This is a genomic window from Cytobacillus stercorigallinarum (assembly GCF_014836495.1).
In the GTDB taxonomy this organism is placed as follows: domain Bacteria; phylum Bacillota; class Bacilli; order Bacillales; family Cytobacillaceae; genus Cytobacillus; species Cytobacillus stercorigallinarum.
In genome coordinates, this window is sequence record NZ_JACSQT010000006.1 from 215,598 (window position 1) to 238,156 (window position 22,559).

General features: G+C 35.0%; 30 protein-coding genes and 1 tRNA gene. 19 read left to right on the forward strand and 12 right to left on the reverse strand.

What is annotated here, in order from left to right:
* Positions 1–40: 40 nt before the first annotated feature.
* Positions 41–688 (reverse strand): lytic transglycosylase domain-containing protein, encoded by a 648-nt coding sequence (locus H9655_RS13760; protein WP_191814925.1) that lies wholly within the window; start codon positions 686–688, stop codon positions 41–43.
* A 33-nt stretch (positions 689–721) separates the two neighbouring features.
* Positions 722–1,303 carry a CYTH domain-containing protein gene (locus H9655_RS13765; protein ID WP_191814927.1) on the reverse strand — a complete coding sequence of 194 codons (582 nt, stop codon included), beginning with the start codon at positions 1,301–1,303 and terminating at the stop codon, positions 722–724.
* Positions 1,304–1,466: 163 nt separating this feature from the next.
* Here H9655_RS13765 and H9655_RS13770 point away from each other — a divergent pair, with 163 nt between their 5' ends.
* The 5 genes from H9655_RS13770 (at position 1,467) to H9655_RS13790 (ending at position 4,647) form a co-directional block, all read left to right on the forward strand.
* Positions 1,467–1,841: a UPF0738 family protein gene (locus H9655_RS13770; protein ID WP_191814929.1), complete on the forward strand. Its 375-nt coding sequence runs from the start codon at positions 1,467–1,469 to the stop codon at positions 1,839–1,841.
* 111 nt (positions 1,842–1,952) lie between these two features.
* A complete protein-coding gene (locus tag H9655_RS13775) occupies positions 1,953–2,591 on the forward strand; it encodes a GTP pyrophosphokinase (protein WP_191814931.1) in 639 nt (212 codons plus the stop codon).
* A gap of 28 nt (positions 2,592–2,619) precedes the next feature.
* Positions 2,620–3,414 carry an NAD kinase gene (locus H9655_RS13780; RefSeq protein WP_095369785.1) on the forward strand — a complete coding sequence of 265 codons (795 nt, stop codon included), beginning with the start codon at positions 2,620–2,622 and terminating at the stop codon, positions 3,412–3,414.
* 98 nt (positions 3,415–3,512) lie between these two features.
* Positions 3,513–3,731, forward strand: coding sequence for a hypothetical protein (locus tag H9655_RS13785; protein WP_225230637.1), 219 nt, complete (start codon positions 3,513–3,515; stop codon positions 3,729–3,731).
* A gap of 28 nt (positions 3,732–3,759) precedes the next feature.
* A complete protein-coding gene (locus tag H9655_RS13790) occupies positions 3,760–4,647 on the forward strand; it encodes an RluA family pseudouridine synthase (RefSeq protein WP_191814935.1) in 888 nt (295 codons plus the stop codon).
* Here the strand turns inward: H9655_RS13790 and prpE are convergent.
* A complete protein-coding gene (gene prpE, locus H9655_RS13795) occupies positions 4,644–5,378 on the reverse strand; it encodes a bis(5'-nucleosyl)-tetraphosphatase PrpE (RefSeq protein WP_191814938.1) in 735 nt (244 codons plus the stop codon). The genes H9655_RS13790 and prpE overlap by 4 nt on opposite strands.
* Before the next feature lie 134 nt (positions 5,379–5,512).
* On the opposite strand from prpE, the gene H9655_RS13800 reads away from it, so the two are divergent.
* The 3 genes from H9655_RS13800 (at position 5,513) to H9655_RS13810 (ending at position 9,287) form a co-directional block, all read left to right on the forward strand.
* The gene (locus H9655_RS13800) at positions 5,513–7,360 is read left to right on the forward strand and encodes a monovalent cation:proton antiporter family protein (protein WP_191814940.1); all 1,848 of its coding nucleotides are present in this window, start codon (positions 5,513–5,515) and stop codon (positions 7,358–7,360) included.
* A gap of 162 nt (positions 7,361–7,522) precedes the next feature.
* Positions 7,523–8,296 carry an enoyl-ACP reductase FabI gene (gene fabI, locus H9655_RS13805; protein WP_191814942.1) on the forward strand — a complete coding sequence of 258 codons (774 nt, stop codon included), beginning with the start codon at positions 7,523–7,525 and terminating at the stop codon, positions 8,294–8,296.
* A gap of 517 nt (positions 8,297–8,813) precedes the next feature.
* On the forward strand, positions 8,814–9,287 hold the full coding sequence (locus tag H9655_RS13810; protein ID WP_191814944.1) for a CotO family spore coat protein: 474 nt from the start codon (positions 8,814–8,816) through the stop codon (positions 9,285–9,287).
* Positions 9,288–9,338: 51 nt separating this feature from the next.
* Here H9655_RS13810 and H9655_RS13815 read toward each other — a convergent pair whose 3' ends face one another.
* On the reverse strand, positions 9,339–9,875 hold the full coding sequence (locus H9655_RS13815; protein WP_191814947.1) for a CotY/CotZ family spore coat protein: 537 nt from the start codon (positions 9,873–9,875) through the stop codon (positions 9,339–9,341).
* Between the two features lie 132 nt (positions 9,876–10,007).
* Here H9655_RS13815 and H9655_RS13820 point away from each other — a divergent pair, with 132 nt between their 5' ends.
* The 7 genes from H9655_RS13820 to H9655_RS13850 all read left to right on the forward strand — a co-directional run bounded on the left by H9655_RS13820 (position 10,008) and on the right by H9655_RS13850 (position 13,688).
* Entirely contained in the window at positions 10,008–10,364 is a 357-nt protein-coding gene (locus H9655_RS13820) for a DUF1360 domain-containing protein (RefSeq protein WP_191814949.1), read from the forward strand.
* A 250-nt stretch (positions 10,365–10,614) separates the two neighbouring features.
* The gene (locus H9655_RS13825; protein WP_225230638.1) at positions 10,615–11,148 is read left to right on the forward strand and encodes a YhcN/YlaJ family sporulation lipoprotein; all 534 of its coding nucleotides are present in this window, start codon (positions 10,615–10,617) and stop codon (positions 11,146–11,148) included.
* Positions 11,149–11,161: 13 nt separating this feature from the next.
* Positions 11,162–11,635 carry a stage V sporulation protein AC gene (gene spoVAC, locus H9655_RS13830; RefSeq protein ID WP_191814953.1) on the forward strand — a complete coding sequence of 158 codons (474 nt, stop codon included), beginning with the start codon at positions 11,162–11,164 and terminating at the stop codon, positions 11,633–11,635.
* Positions 11,635–12,645, forward strand: a complete 1,011-nt coding sequence (gene spoVAD, locus H9655_RS13835; RefSeq protein WP_191814956.1) for a stage V sporulation protein AD — start codon at positions 11,635–11,637, stop codon at positions 12,643–12,645. Before spoVAC ends, spoVAD begins: the two co-directional genes overlap by 1 nt.
* Before the next feature lie 18 nt (positions 12,646–12,663).
* Entirely contained in the window at positions 12,664–13,020 is a 357-nt protein-coding gene (spoVAE, locus tag H9655_RS13840) for a stage V sporulation protein AE (RefSeq protein WP_095369774.1), read from the forward strand.
* 103 nt (positions 13,021–13,123) lie between these two features.
* On the forward strand, positions 13,124–13,279 hold the full coding sequence (locus H9655_RS13845; RefSeq protein ID WP_191814958.1) for a YjcZ family sporulation protein: 156 nt from the start codon (positions 13,124–13,126) through the stop codon (positions 13,277–13,279).
* A 154-nt stretch (positions 13,280–13,433) separates the two neighbouring features.
* Complete coding sequence (locus H9655_RS13850; protein WP_191814961.1) at positions 13,434–13,688, forward strand: stage VI sporulation protein F; 255 nt, start codon at positions 13,434–13,436, stop codon at positions 13,686–13,688.
* A gap of 73 nt (positions 13,689–13,761) precedes the next feature.
* On the opposite strand, the gene H9655_RS13855 is transcribed toward H9655_RS13850, so the two are convergent.
* Positions 13,762–16,053, reverse strand: coding sequence for an ATP-dependent helicase (locus H9655_RS13855; RefSeq protein ID WP_191814963.1), 2,292 nt, complete (start codon positions 16,051–16,053; stop codon positions 13,762–13,764).
* A gap of 130 nt (positions 16,054–16,183) precedes the next feature.
* Between H9655_RS13855 and H9655_RS13860 the strand changes: the two genes are divergently transcribed.
* Positions 16,184–16,426, forward strand: a complete 243-nt coding sequence (locus tag H9655_RS13860) for a hypothetical protein (protein WP_191814965.1) — start codon at positions 16,184–16,186, stop codon at positions 16,424–16,426.
* A 4-nt stretch (positions 16,427–16,430) separates the two neighbouring features.
* On the opposite strand, the gene H9655_RS13865 is transcribed toward H9655_RS13860, so the two are convergent.
* From H9655_RS13865 to H9655_RS13880, 4 genes are all read right to left on the reverse strand, one after another.
* Complete coding sequence (locus tag H9655_RS13865; protein WP_191814967.1) at positions 16,431–17,108, reverse strand: DUF421 domain-containing protein; 678 nt, start codon at positions 17,106–17,108, stop codon at positions 16,431–16,433.
* Positions 17,109–17,261: 153 nt separating this feature from the next.
* Positions 17,262–17,687: a GNAT family N-acetyltransferase gene (locus H9655_RS13870; protein WP_191814969.1), complete on the reverse strand. Its 426-nt coding sequence runs from the start codon at positions 17,685–17,687 to the stop codon at positions 17,262–17,264.
* Between the two features lie 8 nt (positions 17,688–17,695).
* Entirely contained in the window at positions 17,696–18,205 is a 510-nt protein-coding gene (locus tag H9655_RS13875; RefSeq protein ID WP_191814971.1) for a YjcG family protein, read from the reverse strand.
* Positions 18,206–18,347: 142 nt separating this feature from the next.
* Entirely contained in the window at positions 18,348–19,070 is a 723-nt protein-coding gene (locus H9655_RS13880) for an alpha/beta hydrolase (RefSeq protein WP_191814973.1), read from the reverse strand.
* 267 nt (positions 19,071–19,337) lie between these two features.
* Here H9655_RS13880 and H9655_RS13885 point away from each other — a divergent pair.
* Positions 19,338–19,410 (forward strand) — tRNA-Val (locus tag H9655_RS13885).
* A 256-nt stretch (positions 19,411–19,666) separates the two neighbouring features.
* On the opposite strand, the gene H9655_RS13890 is transcribed toward H9655_RS13885, so the two are convergent.
* Together H9655_RS13890 and H9655_RS13895 are read right to left on the reverse strand one after the other, a co-directional pair.
* Positions 19,667–20,179, reverse strand: coding sequence for a DUF3231 family protein (locus H9655_RS13890; protein ID WP_191815055.1), 513 nt, complete (start codon positions 20,177–20,179; stop codon positions 19,667–19,669).
* A gap of 382 nt (positions 20,180–20,561) precedes the next feature.
* A complete protein-coding gene (locus H9655_RS13895) occupies positions 20,562–20,885 on the reverse strand; it encodes a DUF378 domain-containing protein (protein ID WP_191814975.1) in 324 nt (107 codons plus the stop codon).
* Between the two features lie 184 nt (positions 20,886–21,069).
* Between H9655_RS13895 and H9655_RS13900 the strand changes: the two genes are divergently transcribed.
* Complete coding sequence (locus H9655_RS13900; protein WP_191814977.1) at positions 21,070–21,261, forward strand: hypothetical protein; 192 nt, start codon at positions 21,070–21,072, stop codon at positions 21,259–21,261.
* A 289-nt stretch (positions 21,262–21,550) separates the two neighbouring features.
* Here H9655_RS13900 and H9655_RS13905 read toward each other — a convergent pair whose 3' ends face one another.
* Positions 21,551–21,703 carry a hypothetical protein gene (locus tag H9655_RS13905; RefSeq protein WP_191814979.1) on the reverse strand — a complete coding sequence of 51 codons (153 nt, stop codon included), beginning with the start codon at positions 21,701–21,703 and terminating at the stop codon, positions 21,551–21,553.
* Positions 21,704–21,846: 143 nt separating this feature from the next.
* On the opposite strand from H9655_RS13905, the gene H9655_RS13910 reads away from it, so the two are divergent.
* Positions 21,847–22,419, forward strand: coding sequence for a hypothetical protein (locus H9655_RS13910; protein ID WP_191814981.1), 573 nt, complete (start codon positions 21,847–21,849; stop codon positions 22,417–22,419).
* The last annotated feature ends 140 nt before the right edge of the window (positions 22,420–22,559 follow it).

Here is a 22,559-nt window from a genome sequence, read left to right on the forward strand (position 1 = left end):
AATTAAAAAAGTAGTGACTAAAATGAAGTCACTACGATACTTAGACAAATTGTTTTTGATTTAGTAAATTCTCTGTTACTTTTTGTACATAGTTTTGTGTTTCTTTAAATGGCGGAATACCATTATACTTATCAACATTACCGGGACCAGCATTATATGCTGCAAGGGCAAGGTCGGTATTATTTCCATATCGATCAAGCATTTGTCTTAAATATTTTGTACCTGCCATTACATTTTGTGTGGCATCAAATCTGTCAGTCACACCAAGCCACTTAGCTGTTTCAGGCATTAATTGCATCAAACCACTCGCACCTGCTGAGCTAACTGCATTTGGATTGAAATTGGACTCTTGTTGAATAACCGCTGTAATTAATTCAGTTGGTACGTTATAGGCGGATGCAGCCTGTTGAATGATATCTTGAATGGATTGATCACTATTCTCTTCTTTAAACTTCGTAAGCTGTACAGGAGGAAGAGAAACGGGAGAAGAAGTGAGCATTGTTTCAGCGATCGTTTGTATTGCTCCTATCTTCTGTGAAAAATCACTAGAAGTATCATTCATACTAGCGGTAATTGTGTTTGATAATAATTGTGAAAAATCAGTTGTATTGCTGTTTTGCGTTGTATTTGGAAGAAAGGTTTGTAAGCTTTGCACTTGCATTAATAGTTTCAGCTGATCAATATTCATTATGACTCTCCTCGTATGTCCTTGTTAATCATCTCATCTTCTTTTCTGAACTTCCCGAAATAATCTTTTCACTTTGTTCTCTGTTTTTCTTATCGGTATGTTCATCTCTTTTAATAGTTTTTTAAAGGAATTTAAGCCATTTTCCCTATTCGAAACCTCATATTCTAATTCATAATCCATCTTATCTAAATATTCACTATAATCTAGGACAATTAAACCGTTATCATCATTTTTTTCGGCACGGCTTGTTAATAAAGAACCAAAAAATTCAAACGTCTCTTCAGGGAAATGAAGATCACTTTTAAGTGAAGATAAATATTGCTTGTCGATGTACCCTTGATTTATGATATGCTTTGCTTCTTCCGGTTGAAGATCATGGTTTGTTTCTAATAATCCATCTGAGTGAGGTTGCTTTAATGTAAGTTCGAATTGATTATTCTTTTCTCTAATTCTGAGCGCACACCCGACGTTTTTTAAAAAGAAAGTTGGTGTATCAAAATAATAATTGATTTGTGTGAAGAAATCTTCGTCTTCTATATGAAGCTGCTTTTTTAATTGAGCAAATTCTTGTTCTGTGAGCATGTTTTTGAATTCAATTTCTATATTTTGTGACATGATTAATCCTTCCTATTCTCTCGACTATATGTATAATCAAATTAGAGATAATACATGATTGCTTATACTTATATTTATTATGGCGCTGTATCACATAATCTGCAATGTTCTTTGAGATTTTTTCCCCTTCTATGGTAAAATGTAAGAGTTTGGAGGTAAAAGAATGAATAAAAAAGTAGAAGTACAAAGTGCGTTATGGAATGATGAAGGAAAGGAATTATTATTAGAAATTGACTCAACTTTATCTGTGAAGGATTTTGAGCCGAGAGAACAGATGCTAGTAGATTCCGACCATTTATCATTTATATACATAACAGAAAAAAATGATGATTATACATATATCATGTTACATGAATCATTATGGCAACAATTAAAGCAATCATTGGTTGTTAATGGTGAAGTGTATTTGTATGATGGAAAAGAAAAACTTAAATTACCTTTATTTCATGAAGAGTTACAATATCTTATTGAAAATATACGGGGTAACAGTAATTATGGAGATGAAATGGTTGAGAAAGTCGAGGCTATGTTTGAATAACTTCTCTACGAATGAAGTGTAATCATGTACCTAAGTTTCTTTCGTCGCTTTATTGCAAAAATTTCTAACAATCATGTTAGAGAAATGAACTTACATAAGGGTGGTGCATGTATGAAGCATTGGGATCAATTTTTAGGGCCGTATAAACAAGCTGTTGAAGAGTTAAAAGTGAAACTAAAAGGGATGAGAAGTCAGTTTGATTTTGTCCCAGAGCATTCTCCAATTGAATTTGTGACTGGAAGAGTAAAACCTATTGCTAGTATATTAGATAAAGCCAACGAAAAAGGCATACCTCTTAATAGGTTGGATGTAGAAATGCAAGACATAGCTGGTATGAGAATGATGTGTCAATTTGTTGATGATATCATGAAGGTAGTAGAATTGTTACGCATGAGAAATGACTTTGAAGTCGTGGAAGAAAGAGATTATATTTCTCATGAAAAAGCAAGTGGTTACCGCTCTTACCATGTAGTTATTGCTTATCCTGTACAAACCATTCATGGGGAGAAAAAGATATTGGCGGAAATTCAAATTAGAACGTTAGCGATGAATTTTTGGGCTACGGTTGAGCATTCATTAAATTATAAATATAAAGGCCAATTCCCATCTGATATTCAAATGAGATTACAAAGAGCCGCTGAAGCAGCATTTAGATTAGATGAAGAAATGTCATCGATTCGAGGAGAAATTCAAGATGCACAAGCATTTTTTTCACAAAATAAAGAAAAGCAGCAAAAGAATAAGTCATAGAATCAAAAATTAGAGGAGCTACTAAAAAATGAGATTTGCGATTACGTCTAAAGGTGATACGAAATCGAATACATTGATGCATAAGATGAGATCGTACTTACTTGATTTTGATCTAGTTTATGATGAAGAACAACCAGATATAGTCATTTCTGTTGGTGGCGATGGAACTTTATTGTACGCATTTCACAGATATAGCAGCCGCCTTGATAAAACAGCTTTCGTTGGTGTCCATACGGGCCACTTAGGATTCTATGCTGATTGGGTACCTGATGAAATTGAAAAGCTTGTGATCGCTATAGCAAAAACTCCTTTCCAAGTGGTGGAATATCCCCTTCTTGAAGTGATTGTCCGCTATTTAAATGGTGGCAAAGAAACAAGATATTTGGCTTTGAACGAGTCCACGGTTAAAGCTGTGAACGGTACTTTTGTGATGGATGTAGAGATTCGGGGTCAACATTTTGAAAGGTTTAGAGGAGACGGCTTATGTTTATCCACGCCTTCAGGGAGTACAGCTTATAATAAGGCGTTAGGTGGTGCGATCTTACATCCATCATTGCCTGCCATTCAATTAGCTGAAATGGCATCGATTAATAATAAAGTGTTTAGAACGGTTGGTTCACCATTGGTTTTACCAGCACATCATGCATGTCTCTTAAAACCTGTGAATGAACCAGATTTTAAGATTACGATCGATCATTTATCATTATTGCATAAAGATGTAAAATCAATTCAATACCGTGTAGCTGATGAAAAAATTCGTTTTGCTAGATTCAGACCATTTCCATTTTGGAAAAGAGTACATGATTCATTTGTTGCCGATTAACTGCGTGACTTTGGATGATATTGATGCTAGTTGAAAGAAATCCGAACAATCATTCTAATTCTGTCAAAGGGTTCGAATATGTTCGGATTTTTCATTCTGTGAATGCAAAAAAAGAATACGTCCAGCTATCCCAAGCAAAAATAGAAAAAGTTACTAATTACCAAGCTTCCAAAGGTTTGATTAAAGATCATGGGATGATACTTAAAAAATATTTGCACACTTACCTCTGCAATTTTTTAAAAAAGAAGCAAGATAATGAAGCCTACTGTTTTTCAGCTCAATTTTACTTGCATCCCAATGTTGCTGTCTTTGGTTGAATGAACTTCGTTTATAAGGAGATATAGAATGTTTACTTTACAATGGCAAATTGATTCACTTGCTACACCAGTTAATATTAAATCATTCCTTTCCCAGCAAAATATTTCTAAAACCGCTTTAACAGATATAAAGTTTGCTGGAGGTTTTATAAAGGTGAATAGAGTTGAACAAAATGTGCGGTATATGCTAAATAACGGCGATGTATTAGAAGTTGGTTTTCCACCTGAGAAAAGAAGTGAAGGTTTGCTTCCTGAAAATATTCCTCTCTCGATTCTTTACGAAGACGATTCACTATTAATCGTTGTGAAGCCAGCAGGTATGAGCACCATTCCATCTCGAGAACATCCAGATGGAAGTTTAGCGAATGCTTTATTAGGTTATTATGACCAGCAAGGAATAGTTTCCACTATTCATATTGTTACAAGACTGGACAGAGAGACGTCAGGTATAGTGTTAATTGCCAAGCATCGTCATGTTCATCACCTTTTAAGTCAACAACAGCAAAATAATGGAGTCAAAAGGAAATATAAAGCTTTTGTTTGTGGTCTAATGGCAACAAAGGAAGGGTGGATAGAAGAACCAATTGGCAGAAAACCTGATAGCATTATCGAAAGAATGGTTAGCCCGAATGGCAAATATGCAGCGACTTATTTTAAACAACTATCCCAGCAAAAAGAAAGACAATTCACTGAGTTAGAATTGTCTTTAAAAACGGGCAGAACCCATCAAATTCGAGTGCATCTTTCTCATATCGGCTTTCCTTTAATCGGAGATCATTTATATGGTGGTTCGACTAAATGGTTGCGAAGGCAAGCTTTGCATTGTTTTTCTCTATCTTTTACCCATCCTATATCAAAGGAACTCCTTAGCTTTTCAATTCCCTATCCTGAAGATATGCAAGCATTATTAAATTAATCAAAGCAAGTAAATTTCCCCTCTTGGAAGGGAAGGGAAGAGGAAACAGATACAGTCTTTAATTCAGGGTACTTAAGAGCAGTTAATTTGTTACCAAAAACTGCTCCAGTATCAATATTATATGTTTGATTGATCTTGCGCACTTCTATCACAGGTGTATGGCCGTAAACAATTAATGTTTGTCCGGTATAATGTTGTGCCCAGTCTCTTCTAATTGGAGATCCATCAGGATGTTTCTCTCCAGTAATATCACCATAAAGAGCAAATGTTTTTACTTTTTTATCGTTTTTACCAATCCACTCTTTCTTCATTCCTGCATGTACTAATAATAGTCTTTCTTCATCTAGTAAATAATAAAGAGGAGATTGTTCGTATAACTCAATAAACTTTCTAAGGATATCTTTTCTTTCTTTATTATTTAAGCTTTGTAATTCCGCTACTGTCGTTTCTAAACCGTGAGTCGTCTTTACAGGATTTCCTAATGCATAACGATATAATTTATTGCAATGATTGCCAGGAACATAGTAGGCACGACGATTTTTTATTAATTGATATACGGTTTGAATGACTTTTAATGATTGTGGACCACGATCAGTTAAATCACCGATAAATGCGAGCTGCCTATCTTCTCTTAAAGGAATGCCGGAATGCCAGTCATAGCCTAGCTGGATGGTGAGATCCTTAAACTCTTTAAAACAACCATGTATATCTCCAATAATATCTAGTTTCATTTGCTGTCCCTCACTTTTATAGTAGTTTGAATCATTTAGGTATGAAAGGTATACAATTCTTATCGTTTGCATTTTTATTTTTCATATGTTTAGATTTTATTTCGACTAATTTTACTAAAAAGGAGTGACATAGAATGGAACATGGGAATTCAGTCGCCTCACTTGTAATTGTTATCGTGATTGCATTCTTAGTACCGATTATACTACATCGTTTAAAAATCAACTTTATCCCTGTTGTAGTAGCAGAAATACTAGCAGGATTAATTATTGGGAAAAGTGGATTTAATATTGTACAAGAGGATATGTGGCTTGAAACTTTATCGACATTAGGGTTTATATTCTTAATGTTTCTAAGTGGGCTTGAAATAGATTTTTCAGCATTTTCATCGAAAAAGAAAAAGCAACGATTGGAAAATGGCAAACCTGAACCAAATGCATTTCTCACTGCGAGCATTATTTTCGCCGGTATTTTTATCGTGTCATTAGTTTTATCGTATGTATTTGTTTTAGTAGGCTTTATCGATAATGTGTTTCTAATGACGTTAATTATATCAACAATCTCACTTGGTGTTGTTGTTCCTACGTTAAAAGAAGGGAACATCATGAATACTAATATCGGGCAAATCATCTTGCTTGTAGCAGTTATTGCCGATTTAGCAACGATGATTCTACTCGCTGTATTTGTTTCAGTTAATGATGGCGGAGAAGGGAATACATGGTTATTATTATTACTATTTATCGCTGGCGTGATCCTATACTTTATAGGAAGAAGATATAAAAATAATAACTTCATACAGTCGCTATCAACAGGAACCATTCAAATTGGCACGAGGGCTGTTTTTGCACTCATTATTTTCTTAGTAGCTGTTTCGGAATCTGTTGGAGCGGAAAATATCTTAGGGGCATTTTTAGCAGGTGTGCTTGTGTCTTTATTGGCACCAAACCAAGAACTTGTTCATAAACTAGATTCGTTTGGATACGGCTTTCTAATCCCGATTTTCTTTGTAATGGTAGGCGTAGATTTAGATATTTGGTCACTTTTTGCTGAGCCAATGTTATTAGCGTTTATTCCGTTATTATTATTGGCATTGCTCATATCTAAATTAATCCCGGTATTTTACATGAAGAAATGGTATGATATGAAAACGGTTGTTGCGTCAGGGTTTATTTTAACTTCCACGCTTTCATTAGTCATTGCTGCTGCGACTATTGGTCAAAGAATGGGTATGATTTCTGAAGAAATGGGTGGGATGTTGATATTGGTAGCTGTTATCAGTAGTATCTTTACACCTATTGTCTTTAAGAAATTATTTCCAAAAGAAACGGTCAAAGAGAAGAAGATTAAAGTATCCTTTATTGGTGCAAACCAGATTACAATGCCGTTATCAAATGAGTTAGCTTCTGATATGTACGAAACTAGTGTATATCATACCGTTCAGCAAAAAGAGGAACCATTTATTACACCAGCCTTTGAGTTGAATGAACTTCCTGCTTTTTCAATGGAAGCGATAAAAGAAACAGAAATTTTGCAAGCTGATGTTGTTGTTATTACAACTGGAGATGAGGATATCAACCTTGAACTGGCAGAAGCACTGAAAGAATCAGGAATTAATCGTGTAATCTGTCGCTTAGAAAACCCCATTCTAGAAGAAAAGGCAATAGCAGCTGGTATTGAATCTTTTTCAAGTATGTTGTCAACGAAAACCTTATTACGAGCGTTGATCGCTTCTCCAAGTGTTGTGGAGATAATTGAAAATCAAGAAACAACATTATATGATGTGACATTACGAAATTCAAAATTTGATGGAATGACGATCAGACGATTTCCATTTGCCGGTGATGTGATATTTGTTCGTATCTTAAGGGGGCAAGAAACTATTATACCCCACGGTGATACAGAGCTTTTATTAAATGATCGCTTAATCGTCACCGGTTCTCGGGAATATGTGGAAGAGTTAAAGTGGGAATTAGAGCTTAACTAAAAGGAGTAGTTATTTCAAGGTGCGAATAGATTCTATGACAGAGTCTATTCGTATTTTTTTATATCTTCTTTCCCGTCACATTCCTATTGAAAATTAAATATTTTTCATGTAATATTAGTACTAGGTACTAATAACTTGTATAAATTATAGGGGGATTATAATATGACGATCTCATTAAAAGGGAAAACTTACGTTGTGATGGGCGTAGCGAATAAACGTAGTATTGCCTGGGGAATAGCAAGGTCACTACATACAGCAGGTGCAAATCTCATTTTTACATACGCTGGTGAAAGATTAGAGAAAAGTGTCCGAGATTTAGTCAGTACCCTTGAAGGTGCGGAGGACTCACTTGTAATACCTTGTGATGTGACAAATGATGAAGATGTAGAAAGTTGTTTTAAACAAATTAAAGAGGCAGTTGGAGAAATTAATGGAATTGCTCACTGTATCGCATTTGCCAATAAAGAAGAGCTTCAAGGGGAGTATATGAATACATCTAGGGATGGCTTCTTATTAGCGCATAATATTAGTTCGTATTCCTTAACAGCTGTTGCTAAAGCAGCAAGACCATTAATGGTTGAAGGAAGTAGCATCGTTACCATGACTTACCTTGGTGGTGAAAGAGCAATTAAAAACTATAATGTCATGGGAGTAGCAAAAGCTTCTCTTGATGCAAGTGTAAAATATTTAGCAGTTGATTTAGGAAAAGAGAATATTCGCATCAACTCTATCTCTGCTGGTCCAATTCGTACTTTGTCAGCTAAAGGTATTGGTGAATTCAATTCAATTTTGAAAGAAATCGAAGAAAATGCACCATTACAAAGAACAACAACGCCTGAGGAAGTCGGAGATACAGCTGTGTTCTTATTTAGCGACATGTCAAGAGGCATTACAGGAGAAAATATCCACGTCGATTCTGGTTATCATATTCGCTAAATTTTTAAACGGACGTAACAAATAAGAGCTAGCTTTTTTAAAAGTTCACATTTTGCGCACTTTACTCGTTGATTTTAGGACGAGTGATGTGCGCATTTTTATTTTTCCAAAATATCTCCCAGAACTCTTTCCATGGTTCGTATCGATGATTTTGTGAGTGACCTTTTTCGAAGCACTCATTAGAGATTCCGCCAATTAAGTGAAATGTAAAACCCATTGGCATGGTCCTTATCCGAAATGCCTCGCAAATCCATATTGCTTAACTATCATCCTGCTTTTTATACATATGCTATCCTTTGGATCCCCTCTAGCTGTTAGCAACATCGATACAAGAAACTTTACAATAAGAAGAAATAAGACAATCAGGGATATGAATATAAATTTATTGTAGTAGTGTTTCTCAGATAGAATTCTTCTTTCGAGTATTTCCTTTCAGTGTTTAAAATGAACGCCCATTTTTATTTCACATATAATATGTTGGAGCTTCGAATTTATTGAAGAGGGACGGGTGAAAGACATGGATACACAAAATAAAAAAAAGAAGCCTTTATTATATGTACAACAATCTAATCTTCCTTCTCCTTCGACGTCAATGCAGTCAACTTATTCCAGTAAAAATGAAGTGGAGAAAGAAGAAAATGAAGTTATCACAAATGCTTCTATAGATGAAAAAGGTATGGTGGAGGAAAAAGGAGAAGATGTACAGCAAGTTTTGGAGGAATACGAGGAAAGTCATTCAGAAAGCGAGCAAGGTTTTAAACGCGTGAAAAGTTTTAAGGATATGAATGTACAGGAAAGGATTGATTATCTCCTTCATTTTCCAAAGCAGTTACCGCCTGTACCTTGCCTATTTATAAGTGATGATAAGCATATTAGGGGATTTATTGAGTTAAAACAAGGCAATGAGTTAATGATTAAAACGTTAAGCGGCAGTATGCAAACCATTCATATTCATAGTATAAAATCGATAAAAATGGTCGGTTTTAGGTAAGTTGACTGTAAATAAAGAGCCAGTCGAGTGAACGACTGGCTTTTATAATCATTAGTCTTCGAAATATTCAACACAATTATCAATTGGTAAATAAATATCTTGAATACATTGAACTGCACAGAAGCAATCCAAATCTACAGAGATACAGTTTTCACTAGAACGGAAACCATCTACTTTGCAGATTTTAGATAAATCAATGCAGCAGCCTTCTGTAATATCAGCAGTTTCAAAGCAACCAGGATCTGTTTCAGTAACTGGTTCTAAGACTCTTAGAGTAGCACATGAATTATCGAATATCTCTTCTACTCTAAAGAAAATTGACGTACAAGAGCAATCATCAACATTTGTCAAAAAAGCGTGGAATGGTGAACCATCAGCTGTGCTTAACGTAAATACGCGCGTGTTAGGGCGTCTGATTTTTTTCTTTTTACCTCTCTTTGGAGAGATCGCGCCGATTGGTTCTAAGAAACAATTTGAACCGCAATCACAATCATCATCTTCGCGAACTTGATCTTGTATATCTCTTATCGCACGTACGACTTCAGCTACACAGCTGCCGTATTTATTATCCTTTTTGTTACAACCCATATTCTTTTCCTCCTTATTTCATTCTTTGATCTACATTAATAACATATTGATGAAACAGGCTATGGGTTACGGACAAACGCCTTATTTTTTAAAAAAATAGGCATATTTTTTAGGTGAAGGGTGGAGATAAGAATGGATCTTACCTTTTTTGAATTTCTTTTACTCTCATTTGCTTCTTTCCGTCTAACAAGACTAATTGTTTATGATCAAATCACTGAATTTATAAGAAGACCATTTATGTTAGAAGTTGATGAAGAGGATGAACAAGGGAATATAGAGACTTATATCATTCCAAAAAATAAAGGGGTAGCTGGCTTTTTTGGTAAGCTCCTTAGTTGTTATTGGTGCACGGGGATATGGAGTGCAGTAATTATATATGTAATGTATGCATATTTCCCTACAATCGGTGTGTTGTTAGTGGTGATTTTGTCAATTAGCGCCGTAGCGGCAATTATTGAAGGGGCAATTCAAAAAATGATTATTCAATAAAAAATTGGGCTATTGCATTATACGAGCTCTCCATCATTTGAATATGTTAAAGATAAAAGGCATATATGATGAAGGAGGGTATGGAAGGTGAACAAAAAAATATATACAAATAAAGAAGCTTTTAAAAAGAGAATTGCAGAAACAGGGGGAAGTAAAAAATCCTCCGGTTGTGGTTGTGGGAAGAAAAAGAAGAAAAGCAATTAATATAAAAAGACGAGCCATTCATAAAAGGTTCGTCTTTTGTTTTTTTTTGGATAAGAAATCAACTTTTAGAGAGAATAAACAAATAATGAAAAAGATAAGGAAGGGACAAGAAATGCCAAAATACTTGCTACTACTTATAAGTTTATTTTTGATCGCAGGGTGTAGTAAACATGATTCTGATGAAGCGCCGTTATCACTTGTTAAACCAACAAATCCTACCCCATCATTAATACATAGTGAATCACGGTCAACCGATGAAGACATGCTGCAAAGTATAGAAGAAGATATTGAAAAACAGAAAGAATTATATGATGCAGCAATTGTAAAGAATGATGATACCGTTTTAGTTGCTTACAAAGTTAGACATTTACAAAGATTTCACATGAAAAAAATTGAGAAAGATGTTAAAGGAAAATTAGAAGACAAATATCCTGATGTTAAATTTATTGTTTCCAGTGATTTTAAAATTTTTCTTGAAGTTGTCGAATTGCATGAACAACTGAAGAATCCACAATTCAGTGCCAAGGAAGCCCAAAAAAAGTTCGATAAAATAGTTAAGTTGAAAAAAGAATTAACATAGGAAGGTGAGAAGGATGTGTGCAAAACCAAAAAAAACGCCTGACCAAGAGCAATATGATCAATTAGAAAAAAAATATGAAACGAAGCGACCAGTTTTGAAAAATTGTCTTCGGGCATTTTGGGTTGGAGGATTATTTTGCTTAGTAGGACAAGCGATTTCCTATTTTTATATCTATTTCTTTAATTTCACCGAGCAAACAGCGAGTAATCCTACTGTAGCCACGATGATATTTATTGCGATGCTCCTGACTGGATTTGGTGTTTATGACAGACTTGGGCAATTTGCAGGAGCGGGTAGTGCTGTGCCAGTAACTGGTTTTGGAAATGCGGTTATTTCTGCAGCAATTGAACATCGCACCGAAGGATTTGTTCTCGGTGTCGGTTCAAATATGTTTAAACTCGCAGGTTCGGTTCTCCTGTTTGGCGTATTCTCAGCTTTTGTCGTTGCATTAATCAAAACTATTTTAATTTATATGGGGGTAATCTAATGCTAAAGGGGAAGCAATCCTGGGTTTTTAGTCAACGTCCAGCAATTATTGCTACCGGTGTGACTGGAGGACCTTTTGAAGCCAATGGGAACTTAGCTGATGATTTTGATCTCCTCCATGATGATTTATGGATGGGAGAAGATTCATATGAAAAAGCACATCGTGTACTAATGGAAGGTGCTAGTCGAACAGCATTAAGAAAAGGGGAAATGGAAAAAAAAGATGTGCAATTTTTTCTAAGTGGAGATTTAATTAATCAGATAACCCCAACGAGTCTTAGTGCAAGAGCGTTGGAAATACCTTACTTCGGTTTGTTTGGCGCATGTTCCACATCAATGGAAGGATTAGCGCTTGGTTCATTTATGATTAATTATGGTGGAGCAAATGCAGTTATAACTGGAGCAGCGAGTCATAATGCTGCTGTTGAAAAGCAATTTCGCTACCCTACAGAGTATGGCGGGCAAAAGCCACCAACTGCACAATGGACAGTTACAGGTGCGGGTGCAGCACTTCTCGTTCAAAATAATGGAGGAAATGATCCAGTTACGACAGCTGCAACAATCGGTAAGGTTGTTGACATGGGGATCACTGATCCATTTAATATGGGCGGGGCGATGGCTCCTGCGGCCGCAGATACAATTTATAATCATTTTCAAGATTTACAAATTGAACCTTCTTATTATGACTTAATTGTTACTGGAGATTTAGGGAAAATTGGTCGTGTAACTACATTGGAATTATTAAAGAATAAGGGGCTTATCATCCCAGATGAACAGTTCCAAGATTGTGGCATACTTATTTATAAAGAAGATCAGCCCGTTCAATCAGGCGGTAGCGGTGCAGGTTGTTCTGCATCCGTTTTATATGGACATTTATTAAATAGAATGAAAAGAGGAGAGTTAAAAAAGATCTTAATGGTCGCTACAGGAGCGCTATTATCTCCGCTGACGGTGCAACAAAAAGAATCGATTCCTTGTATTGCACATGCAGTAGCGATTGAAATGCCATAAAGTTAGGAGGATAAATAAATGCTGCCAATGTTTTTTTGGGCTTTTGTTGTCGGAGGCTTATTTTGTGTAATTGGCCAAATTTGTTTTGATGTATTTAAACTGACACCAGGTCATACTTTAAGTGCACTGGTTGTATTAGGAGCGATATTGGATGGAGTAGGACTTTACGAGCCATTATTGGATTTTGCTGGTGCGGGTGCGTCTGTGCCTATTACGAGTTTCGGTAATTCACTTGTGCACGGGGCATTACAAGAAGCAGAACAGCATGGATTAATTGGCGTACTAACAGGTATGTTTGAAGTTACGAGCTCAGGTATTTCATCTGCCATCTTGTTTGCTTTTATTGGCGCCCTTATTTTCAAACCAAAAGGATAAGCCTGATTTCGGTGAATTAAAGGCCAAGCGGGTACATGCCCAAACATTCTCACAAACCATACATAATGTATAAAGACAAATACATTAGTGAGGTGAAATTCATATGGGCTTTGGAGTTGGAGGCTATGGCACAAATTGTGGTTGTGGCGGATATGGCGGCTACGGATATGGTGGTGGCGGTGGCTATGCTGGAGGTACTTTCGTTTTAATTGTTGTCCTCTTCATTTTATTAGTCATTGTTGGTGCTAGTTTCTGCTAATTGTCTTTTGATTTTTGAAGAGATGTGTAATCGCGCATCTCTTCTTTTTTATATGGATAAAAATCATCAGCAAGATAAAAGAACAGATTTTTATCACGTTTTTAATTGGGCGACATAAGATAAATGGAGTTCAAGAAGGAGCGTGAGGTAGCGGATGGATAATCATTTTTTTAAGAATATCGAGAAAAAAACAGGCGTGAATATGAAGGATGTATTCGATTTAGCGAGCTCGTTACAAAATGCGAATTTTAAAGATGAAGACACGGTTCGTGGCGTCATTCGCAGAGTGTCTGAAATCGCCAACAAACCAGTATCTCAAGAAATGGAAGATAAAATTGTCGATTCTATTGTTAAAGATGGTAAGTCATTAGACTTTAATACAATAAACAAAATGATTAATAAAAAATAATGAGAGTCTAATAAGCAAATTTTTTATCAAACAATGATAGCCTGCGTGAGAGGATACACACGCAGGCTTGTTTTTATTTACTTAATGCTTTATTTCTGATAGGGGGAAGAAAACGTGATGGATAGGCTTTTTTCCCTTTTCTGTGTTGTAAGAGTGATATATGTAACTGTTCTTTGGCCCTTGTCATTGCTACATATAATAATCTTCGTTCTTCTTCTAAACTTTGATCTATTCCTGAACGATATTCTTCAAGTGCATAATCGTGGGGAAGGCTACCATCGACTACACTTAAGAGATAGACAAAGGGATACTCTAATCCTTTGGCTTTATGAATGGTGCTAAAGGTTACAGCGTTCTCAATCGTTTTACTTAATTGCTTCATTTCTTTGATTTTTGCACGCATATGATCAGCATACTCAATGAACTCAAGTATCGTAGAAAACTTTTTAGCAATTAATTTTAGTTCTTTTAAATCCTCTGAACCTTTATCCATTTTGTTGCCTTCATTGCCACGCTTTTTAATGAAATCTTGTATTTGTAGTTCTTTTTCAATTTTTTCAAGTGCTAAAAAAGGTGATAATTGTTTAATGGCTTTAATTGTTGTCACTGTTTTCTTGGCTTTGCTTTGTTGGAACGCATATTTGCTTTGTACCATAGATAAACATTCAAGTAAGCTGCAATCTTGTAAGATACTGTTTGCTTTCATATCTTGCAAATGTGATTGCGCTAAAAAAAGGGCAGGTAAGGCATCCTTAAGAGCCTGGGTATCATCTTCATTAATCGCTAATCTTAAAAAACTAAGCAGTGTCCGAATAATAAAGCGATCATAAAATGATTCGGCATCTTGTTCTATCTTAAAAGGAATATTAGACCTGGTAAACCGTTCAAATAGGGCACGACTCGTTGAATGTGTTCGATAAAGGATGGCAAAATCATTAGGTTCGTGACCTTGTCTTATTTTTTCTTGAATATCTGTTAAAATCATCAAAGCTTCTTCTTCTTCATCGTAAGGGTAGAAGAGTGTAGGGTAAGCCTCGCTTTTAAATTGCGCGACCATGTTTTTTGCTTTTCTTCTTTTGTTTTTTTTGATCACTTGACTGGCATAAGCAGTGATCTCGTGACTAGAGCGATAATTTTGTTGTAATGTAATTTGGAAACTGTCCTCAAACATCTGTTCAAACTCGGTTAAATAAGATGGATCACTCCCTCTAAAAGCATAAATAGATTGATCATCATCACCAACTGCACAAATATGCTCACTTTCAGGTGCTAGCATTCTAAGTAATTCAAATTGAACTTTATTTACATCTTGGAATTCATCAATTAAGATATATTTAAATCGCTTTTGATACTGTGCTAATATTTGCGGATTATTTTTAAACAGCTCATAACAGCTACTGAGCATATCATCAAAATCAAAGGTATTCAATCGCTGTTTCTCTTCTTCATAGGCTTGATACATTTGCTGTACCTTTTCCTCCCATGAATCATTCGCCCTTACATCTTTTGGGGATAGTAACGAGTTTTTCCAAAAACTAATTAACTGTAATGCCATATCAAAAGGGAAGTCCTTTTCATCAATTTGTAGGGTCCTTGCTGATTGTTTGATCATTTGTTCCTTCTGCCAGTTCTTTAAAAGGTAACGGTGGTCCCATTTCTGATTATTATAGTCATGAAAAGAAAGAATACGATAGAAAATGCTATGAAAAGTCCCACAGACCATTTGATTAATATGCTTTGCTGTAACATATGGATAGGTTTTTATCCGTTGTTTCATTTCGTTTGCTGCCTTCGCTGTAAAGGTAACGAGTAGAACAGAACGGGGATCAACTTGATATTCATGGAATAAATAAGCTGTTTTCCCTGTTAACACGCGTGTTTTACCACTTCCCGCTCCTGCGAGAACAAGTAACGGACCATGACAATACGTAACAGCTCTTTTCTGATCACGATCAAATGAAATACCGTGTTCATCAAGTGTTTGAAGATAACCCTCTGCAGGACTAGTTTGTGAAACAGTATTTTCTGTAAACGGTGGGAGATTTTCAATCTGTACAGCCGTTTTAAAAGGCTCTTCGACTTCTTCAAGAATGGACCGCCCTTGAGGTAAACGAAAGCCATTGACTTCTTTTTCGATCGTTTTCTCTTTTGCTTTCGGAATGACTTCGTCCACATATTCGCAATCGTTTTCGTTGCTATGATAAAAATTTGGTTCATCCCGAATACCTAAATAAAATAAAACATTCTCACCGCAGTGGGTACAATAAAGGTTCCCGCGTTTTCCTTCTTGATGTATTAGTTGATAGTCTGAACGTTTCAGTGTATGTATTTGAATTATTTCTTGCTTTAATCGTGCACTTTTCATCATTTAGCCTCATAACTTAAAAAATTTACTGCATAAAATTAATCATAACAAAGATTTTCGTGCTAAAAAAGAATAAATATGTTTGATATTAATTGAAAAGGGTTAGTAGTAAAGGGAAGGAGGCAGTGTAATGATTTATCCAATCTCAACCGTTCAAACAGCGTACCAGCAATATGTGGAGCGAATGTTTATGAATCGAAATCGCTCCATGACTTATAGAAATATTGAAAGGGTAGAACCATACCGGGGACAAACAGAATTCAATCGTTTATATAAGGACAATAGAAAAAACCATTTATCCTCTTCTTTGAAAGAAAGAGAAATAAATGGTAAACAAGGTATAGAAGGAAGATACATTGATTATTACGTATAATATTTCAGTAAGTCTGAATATGTAACCCGTCTTCTTTTTCCCAGTCAGCATATAGAATTTCCTTCACATTCGTATAACCTTTCTTTTTTAATTTTTCATCCAATAATTTGACATCCCAACCGAGAATGTTGAGGTTTTCATAAACAATCTCACCATCTAAAATGATATTAATTGGCACCTTAATTGTCGGATATTTTAATTGTAAGTCCTCAATAGTTGGCGTTGTATATTCAGGCTTTTTTAATGCAGTAATTGTACCATTTGTCTCTAAGAAGGCAAATTCGCATTGTCTTATCGAGAAAATATCTTTTGCTCTTAATAATTCTTGCAACTGGTTGAGGTCTAAATGATTCTTTTTCAATTGCCCATATTCAATTTTTCCTTTACGAATCACAATGGAAGGGCCGCCTTCTAATAGTTTTCTGGTTCTTCTGAATTTCTGTGTGATTTTTTCTGTAGTAAAAATTAAAATGGTCCAAAGAAGAACAGAGAAGAGCATTTGCTTAATCCCTGTATTTTCATCATAAAGTGCATTTCCTACTAGTTCTCCTAAAACGATGGCAGAAATGAAGTCAAAAGGAGTGATTTGGGATATTTGCGACTTTCCAAGAATCTTGGTCATGATGAAAAGTGCGATAAATCCAACAATGAGAACGAAAGTAATATGTATATATTCATGCATGGGAAACACACCTCTTAAACAAATTTACTTTGACCTTGTTATTGTGTGCTCTTCACCATTTTTTATGATTAAAAAGTCGAGAGGATTTTTATTAATTACACACTTTTCCATTGTTTATGAAAACAAAAAAGAGATGCCGAGAGCACCTCTTTTTTATTTAAGTATTTTTTTCATTGTTCGGTGAGGGATTCCTGCATCGAGAAATTCCTCAGAGACAACTTCATACCCAATTCGTTCATAAAATGGAATGGCATGTGTTTGTGCGTGAAGTTTTAAAGCAGGTACACCTTTTTTCATAGCAAAGGCTTCGATGGCGTGCATAATTTCTTTTCCTGCTCCTGTTTTTCTTGCATTCTCTTTGACGCAAATGCGTTCTACTTTTCCATAACCATCTACAATTCTAAAACGCCCAGCACCACTTGGTTCATCACCTTTATAAAGTACAAAGTGTGTGGCTTCGTCTTCATATTGATCAATCTCTTCTTCTAACGGGACATTTTGTTCGTCGACAAAAACTTCTTTTCTTACTTCATAAGCGTCTTGAAGCTCTTTCTCGTTTTCTACTATTTTAACGTTCATGTTGTTCATTATCCCTTTCCAAGGCGGAATGTTTCATGCACACTCCAAGATCCGTTTTCTAATTGATATAATAAGTGGAATCGATCAACCGTTTCTTCGTGTTCTACATCAAGCATTTTTAGTGAACCATAAACATCAGAATGCTCATCATCAGAAAGTTTTTGTCCAATTGTAATATGGGGGACAAAGGCATATTCTGATTTTTCTCCTACGGTTTGTTCATTGATTTTTTCATGCAACAGTAGAAGTTCTTCTGTTGGGTTAATCTTTAAGTAAATAACGTTATTAACAGGTTGGAATGAACTCACTTTTTTGACGTTCATGTGAAAAGGTTGTTGAACTTTTGCAATTGCATTCAAAGCATCAGTTGTTTGTTTTATTTCTTCTTCTGTAGCTTCAAACGATTTTAATGTTACATGTGGAGGAATCAATGCATAGTGAGGGTCATATCTTTTCCGATAAGAGTTCGCCAAGTCTTGAATTTTTTTTGACGGAAAAATAACGATTCCATATTTCATAGTTCTACCTCCAAAATAAAATATTTTAAAGAACATGTCTTATTTTATTATTATAACAAATTTTCAAAAATCATCATATATTAACGAATTTAAATAGAAGAAAAAGACAGTTTGACTAAGAAGTAGCCAAACTGCTGTTTCATTAAAGCATTTGCTTTAGTGCGCGTTTTAAATCTGGTTGCCAATATGTCCACGTATGATCGCCTTCAAATTCATCATAAAAATAAGGGAAACCTTTTTCCTTTATTAATTGTGAAAGTTCTCGATTTGGTGTAAGGAAATCTTGTTCCTTACCGTCAGTTGTTTTGACTGTTGTTTCACCCGTACCAATAACATGATATATATTTAACAGATGAGTATCTTTAAAGGATTTGACTTCTTCCATGACTTTTTCATTCGCTAAAGGCGATTGTAAAATGACTGTCCCAAAAGTATTAGGGTATTGCAGAGCAGTTAATAGAGATACAGTCGCTCCTAAAGAGTCGCCGATTAATGCTCGTCCCATTCCCATTTGGTAGGTTGGATATTTTTCGTCTAGATAAGGTACAAGCTCATGAGCCAAGAATCTGATATAAGCAGCATTTTGTTCACCATCTGGATGATATTTACGACGGCGATCTTGTACATTTTTATATGGAATACCAATGATTATTGTATTTTCCATTTCTTTTGCATCAAGCAACTCATCAGCTGTTCTGCCGATTCGTCCTAATTGAAAATAATCTTTGCCATCTTGAGCAATTAAAATATTATATTTATATAGTGGTGAATAATTGCCCGGTAAGTACACAAGTATTTCTAAATCTTCCCCTAGTACCTCACTTTTAAAAGTAAAGTCCGTGATTGTCCCTTTTGCTGTGTTCATAAAATAGAACTCCTTTGTTAAATTAATAATCCTATATGGGGTTATATTATCATACTGTGTATGAAACTTCATATAGTAAGTCTTCATTTTCTTAATGATGAAAGATTCACTCAATTAAGTATGTATGTCTATTTTTTCACTACTATTATATGTAAAGAACATTATAATTATAAAACTTCATGAAATGGAATAAATACCAAAAAATCAATTGACAGAAATCCGCTGAAATAGTATATTTATAAATGTCTTTAATATATATACATAAACGATTCCGTAGCTCAGCTGGGAGAGCGCTACCTTGACAGGGTAGAGGTCGCTGGTTCGAACCCAGTCGGAATCATACTGAAAGCCTTGATATATCAAGGCTTTTTCTTTTGTCTAAATCTCGATGAATAATATGGAATATAAAAAAAGTATGAAATAAACCGCAAACAGGATGCAATAGAAACAAACGGAGCATTAGTAATTAGAAAAAGAGCCTTTAGACTTTTCATGGGAGAAGTAAAATGAGGTATCAGTCAGGTTAAATTGCGCGTGTAAAGTAAGTCTCATTGTAAATTAGTAAAAAAAGCACCTCGTTTCGAGGCGCCTATAAATTATGATTCTGTTCCTTTGTTGATGTGTAAAGGAGGTGGGATTAACCATCCTTTTTCCTTATTTAATTTTAACATTTTGGCACCAAACTGGGCTTTATTCATATGGAACTGACCATACATCATTGCGACATCTTCTCTGATGGATTGGCCAATTGCTTGACTACATGCAACCAATCCAGCTGCAGTATCAGCAGAGATTGCAGCACTGATCTCTGGATCAGTAGATCTAGCACCAACAGGAATATCATTTAAGTCTGCATTAGGACGGGCAGGTGGTGCAGGTGGTAACCCGATTCCATTGCTTTTTAAAAGCTCTTCTAATTGTTGGTTCTCAGCATGTAACCCTTTAATTGCTTCTTCTATTAGCTTTTTTAAGTCATCATCGCCAGCGTGATTCAACAGTGTTTCATAACCAGATATCATTCCATTATTTGTAGAAAGGTTGGTGAATAGTCCATATACTTCACCATAATGTAAAGGTTCATCTTTTGGATTACCGCTTAAAATACCCATAATTGCACTCCCTATCTTATTAAGTTTCATGATTTTCTCCTTATGTAAGGATTGTCCACGATAGATAGTTTGTGTTTGAAAGATAAAAAATATTCATCAGTAAAAAAATCTCGTTTGGCGTTTCTATTAGTTTTCGGTAATGGCATAAGAAGAAGCAAAGCTCGCGATGTAAATCATAAAAAATAGAAAGCAGTATTGGCGGTTTATGATTGGGGCTACCCTTTCAAAGGTGGTAAAGGGTGTTTTTTATCTGATGTTTTGGAAGTTGGGATTGTGATTTTAAAGGGGGATGGGTTTATGATGTATTCTTCAATAGACATAATAAAGAAAGCCTCGATAAAAAAGGCTTCCTAATCTGTTTTAATGTCCGAACTTTTTATATTTATTGATCTCGATCTTCTCTGTCTTCTTCTTTTATATCAGATAAATCATTTTCCTCAGCGAATTCTGTAGAGTAACTCACTTGTCTTCCATCAATAACACGATTATCGACGTCTCTGTCTTCTTCTTCTGTCATTGGTGCAAAGAGAAGAGTTAGGCAAATAAGCCCGCTAATTCCGACCAATGTATAAACGATACGAGAAAGGATGGCTTCTTGGCCTCCGAAAATTGATGCAACTAAATCAAATTGGAATAATCCAATAAGTCCCCAGTTTATGGCGCCAATAATAATTAGCGCTAAAGCAATGCGTTGTAATGTTTTCATTGTAAAAGCTCCTTATTTTAAATTTTATTACATCTATATTTTTTGGTATTAGGGCATTTTTATTCATAAGGACATTTGTGTCTATTTGATATTTTTAACTAATTATGGTAATATTAGAATAATCAGAAAATAATTGATAACAATTGTCCCCTTTTTAACTATATTAATAAAGAGGTGATATAGAATGTGGTGGTTTCTTATCTTGATCTTTTCGCTTCTAGGATTTGGTCTCGCGATTGACTGGATAGCGAAGAAGAAAGGTTTAACAAAATTTGACCCTGAAGAGAATGAAAAAAATGTCCCAGATTCACAACGTATTTATACGGAGAATTATTTACAGCAAATACGGAATCAAGACGATCAAGGTCTTCATTAAAATAATTGAGAGGCTGTCCACAAAGACAGCCTCTTTTTTTGTGGAGATGATTAATCGTGAAAATATTTACAGATTCCTGCCGTGGGTCGGATATTGGTTAGTGGCATGGTTTTATACAGTTGTTAAAGTTAAGTAATTGGAAAGACGATATAACAACAGACATTTTTAAAAGTGATGTTCGAAATTAGTCGATGTTGATATCAAGTAAAAAGTGGCACGAAAATAAAAGAGATGTGAATAACCTTTTTGGTGAGTCTTCTAGCTTATGAGGACTCACCTATTGGACCTTTTAATTTGATTGCTCATCCATCACTGTACTTAACTTCCCTTTGACTTCAGAAATTAAGCTGATTTGAATAATATTAAAAATAATAGATACCGCCATACTTCCAATAAAGAAACCGAGTAGGGTTTTTAACTTACCATTGATTATTTTCATCATGTATTTGCCACTCCTTCCGTTATTATTAGGTATTTTTAGCTTTTATTTGTAAATTATGTATGTCGATAAAGCGATGAGCGATGAATAAAAAACCATCTCTTGAAACATATTGAGAGTATGCTAATTGTGAAGGAGGTAAAATGATGAGTAAGGAGGAATATCTAACTGCACTACATATAGATAGTCAACAATTTCAGCAGTTGCTAACTGATTATTGGAAGTCATATTCTGACTATACGCATTGGCAATTTTGGATGGTACTCTTTCTCTTTATTGCTCCTTTAGTGTTCGTATATTTTTTTATTGATCGAAAAAGAATATTTGAGGTGTTTTTCTACGGGTATACAGTGAATATGTTATGGACCTTTATCGATACAATGTTATTGCGAAAAGGTTTGTTTATTCATAATTACTTTCTCATTCCTTCATTACCAAGTGCAACGAATATGACGACCTCTTTACTTCCGGTTGTTTTTTTATTTGTTTATCAATATTGTACAAATAGACAAAGAAATTTTTACTTATATACAATTATTGTGAGTGCGATTATCGCATTTGGTTTTGCAACGATTGAAGAGAAGGTAGGCTTCGTTAGTTTTTATGGTAGTATGAATCAGGTCTATATATTTTTGATTGATATTGGCATATGTTTTACTTCATATTGGTTCACCATATTTTTTCTTAGAATGAAAGAAAATGCTTTTGCCAATAAATAATTGGTTATGCGCAATTGGGTGAGAGATATTTAAAAGAAAAGGTCTTTATCGTAAATGACATGACGATAAAGACCTTTTTCAATTACCTGGAGGGGAGCAGATTAGCGAGGATTATCACAAGATGAAGAATGTACATGAGA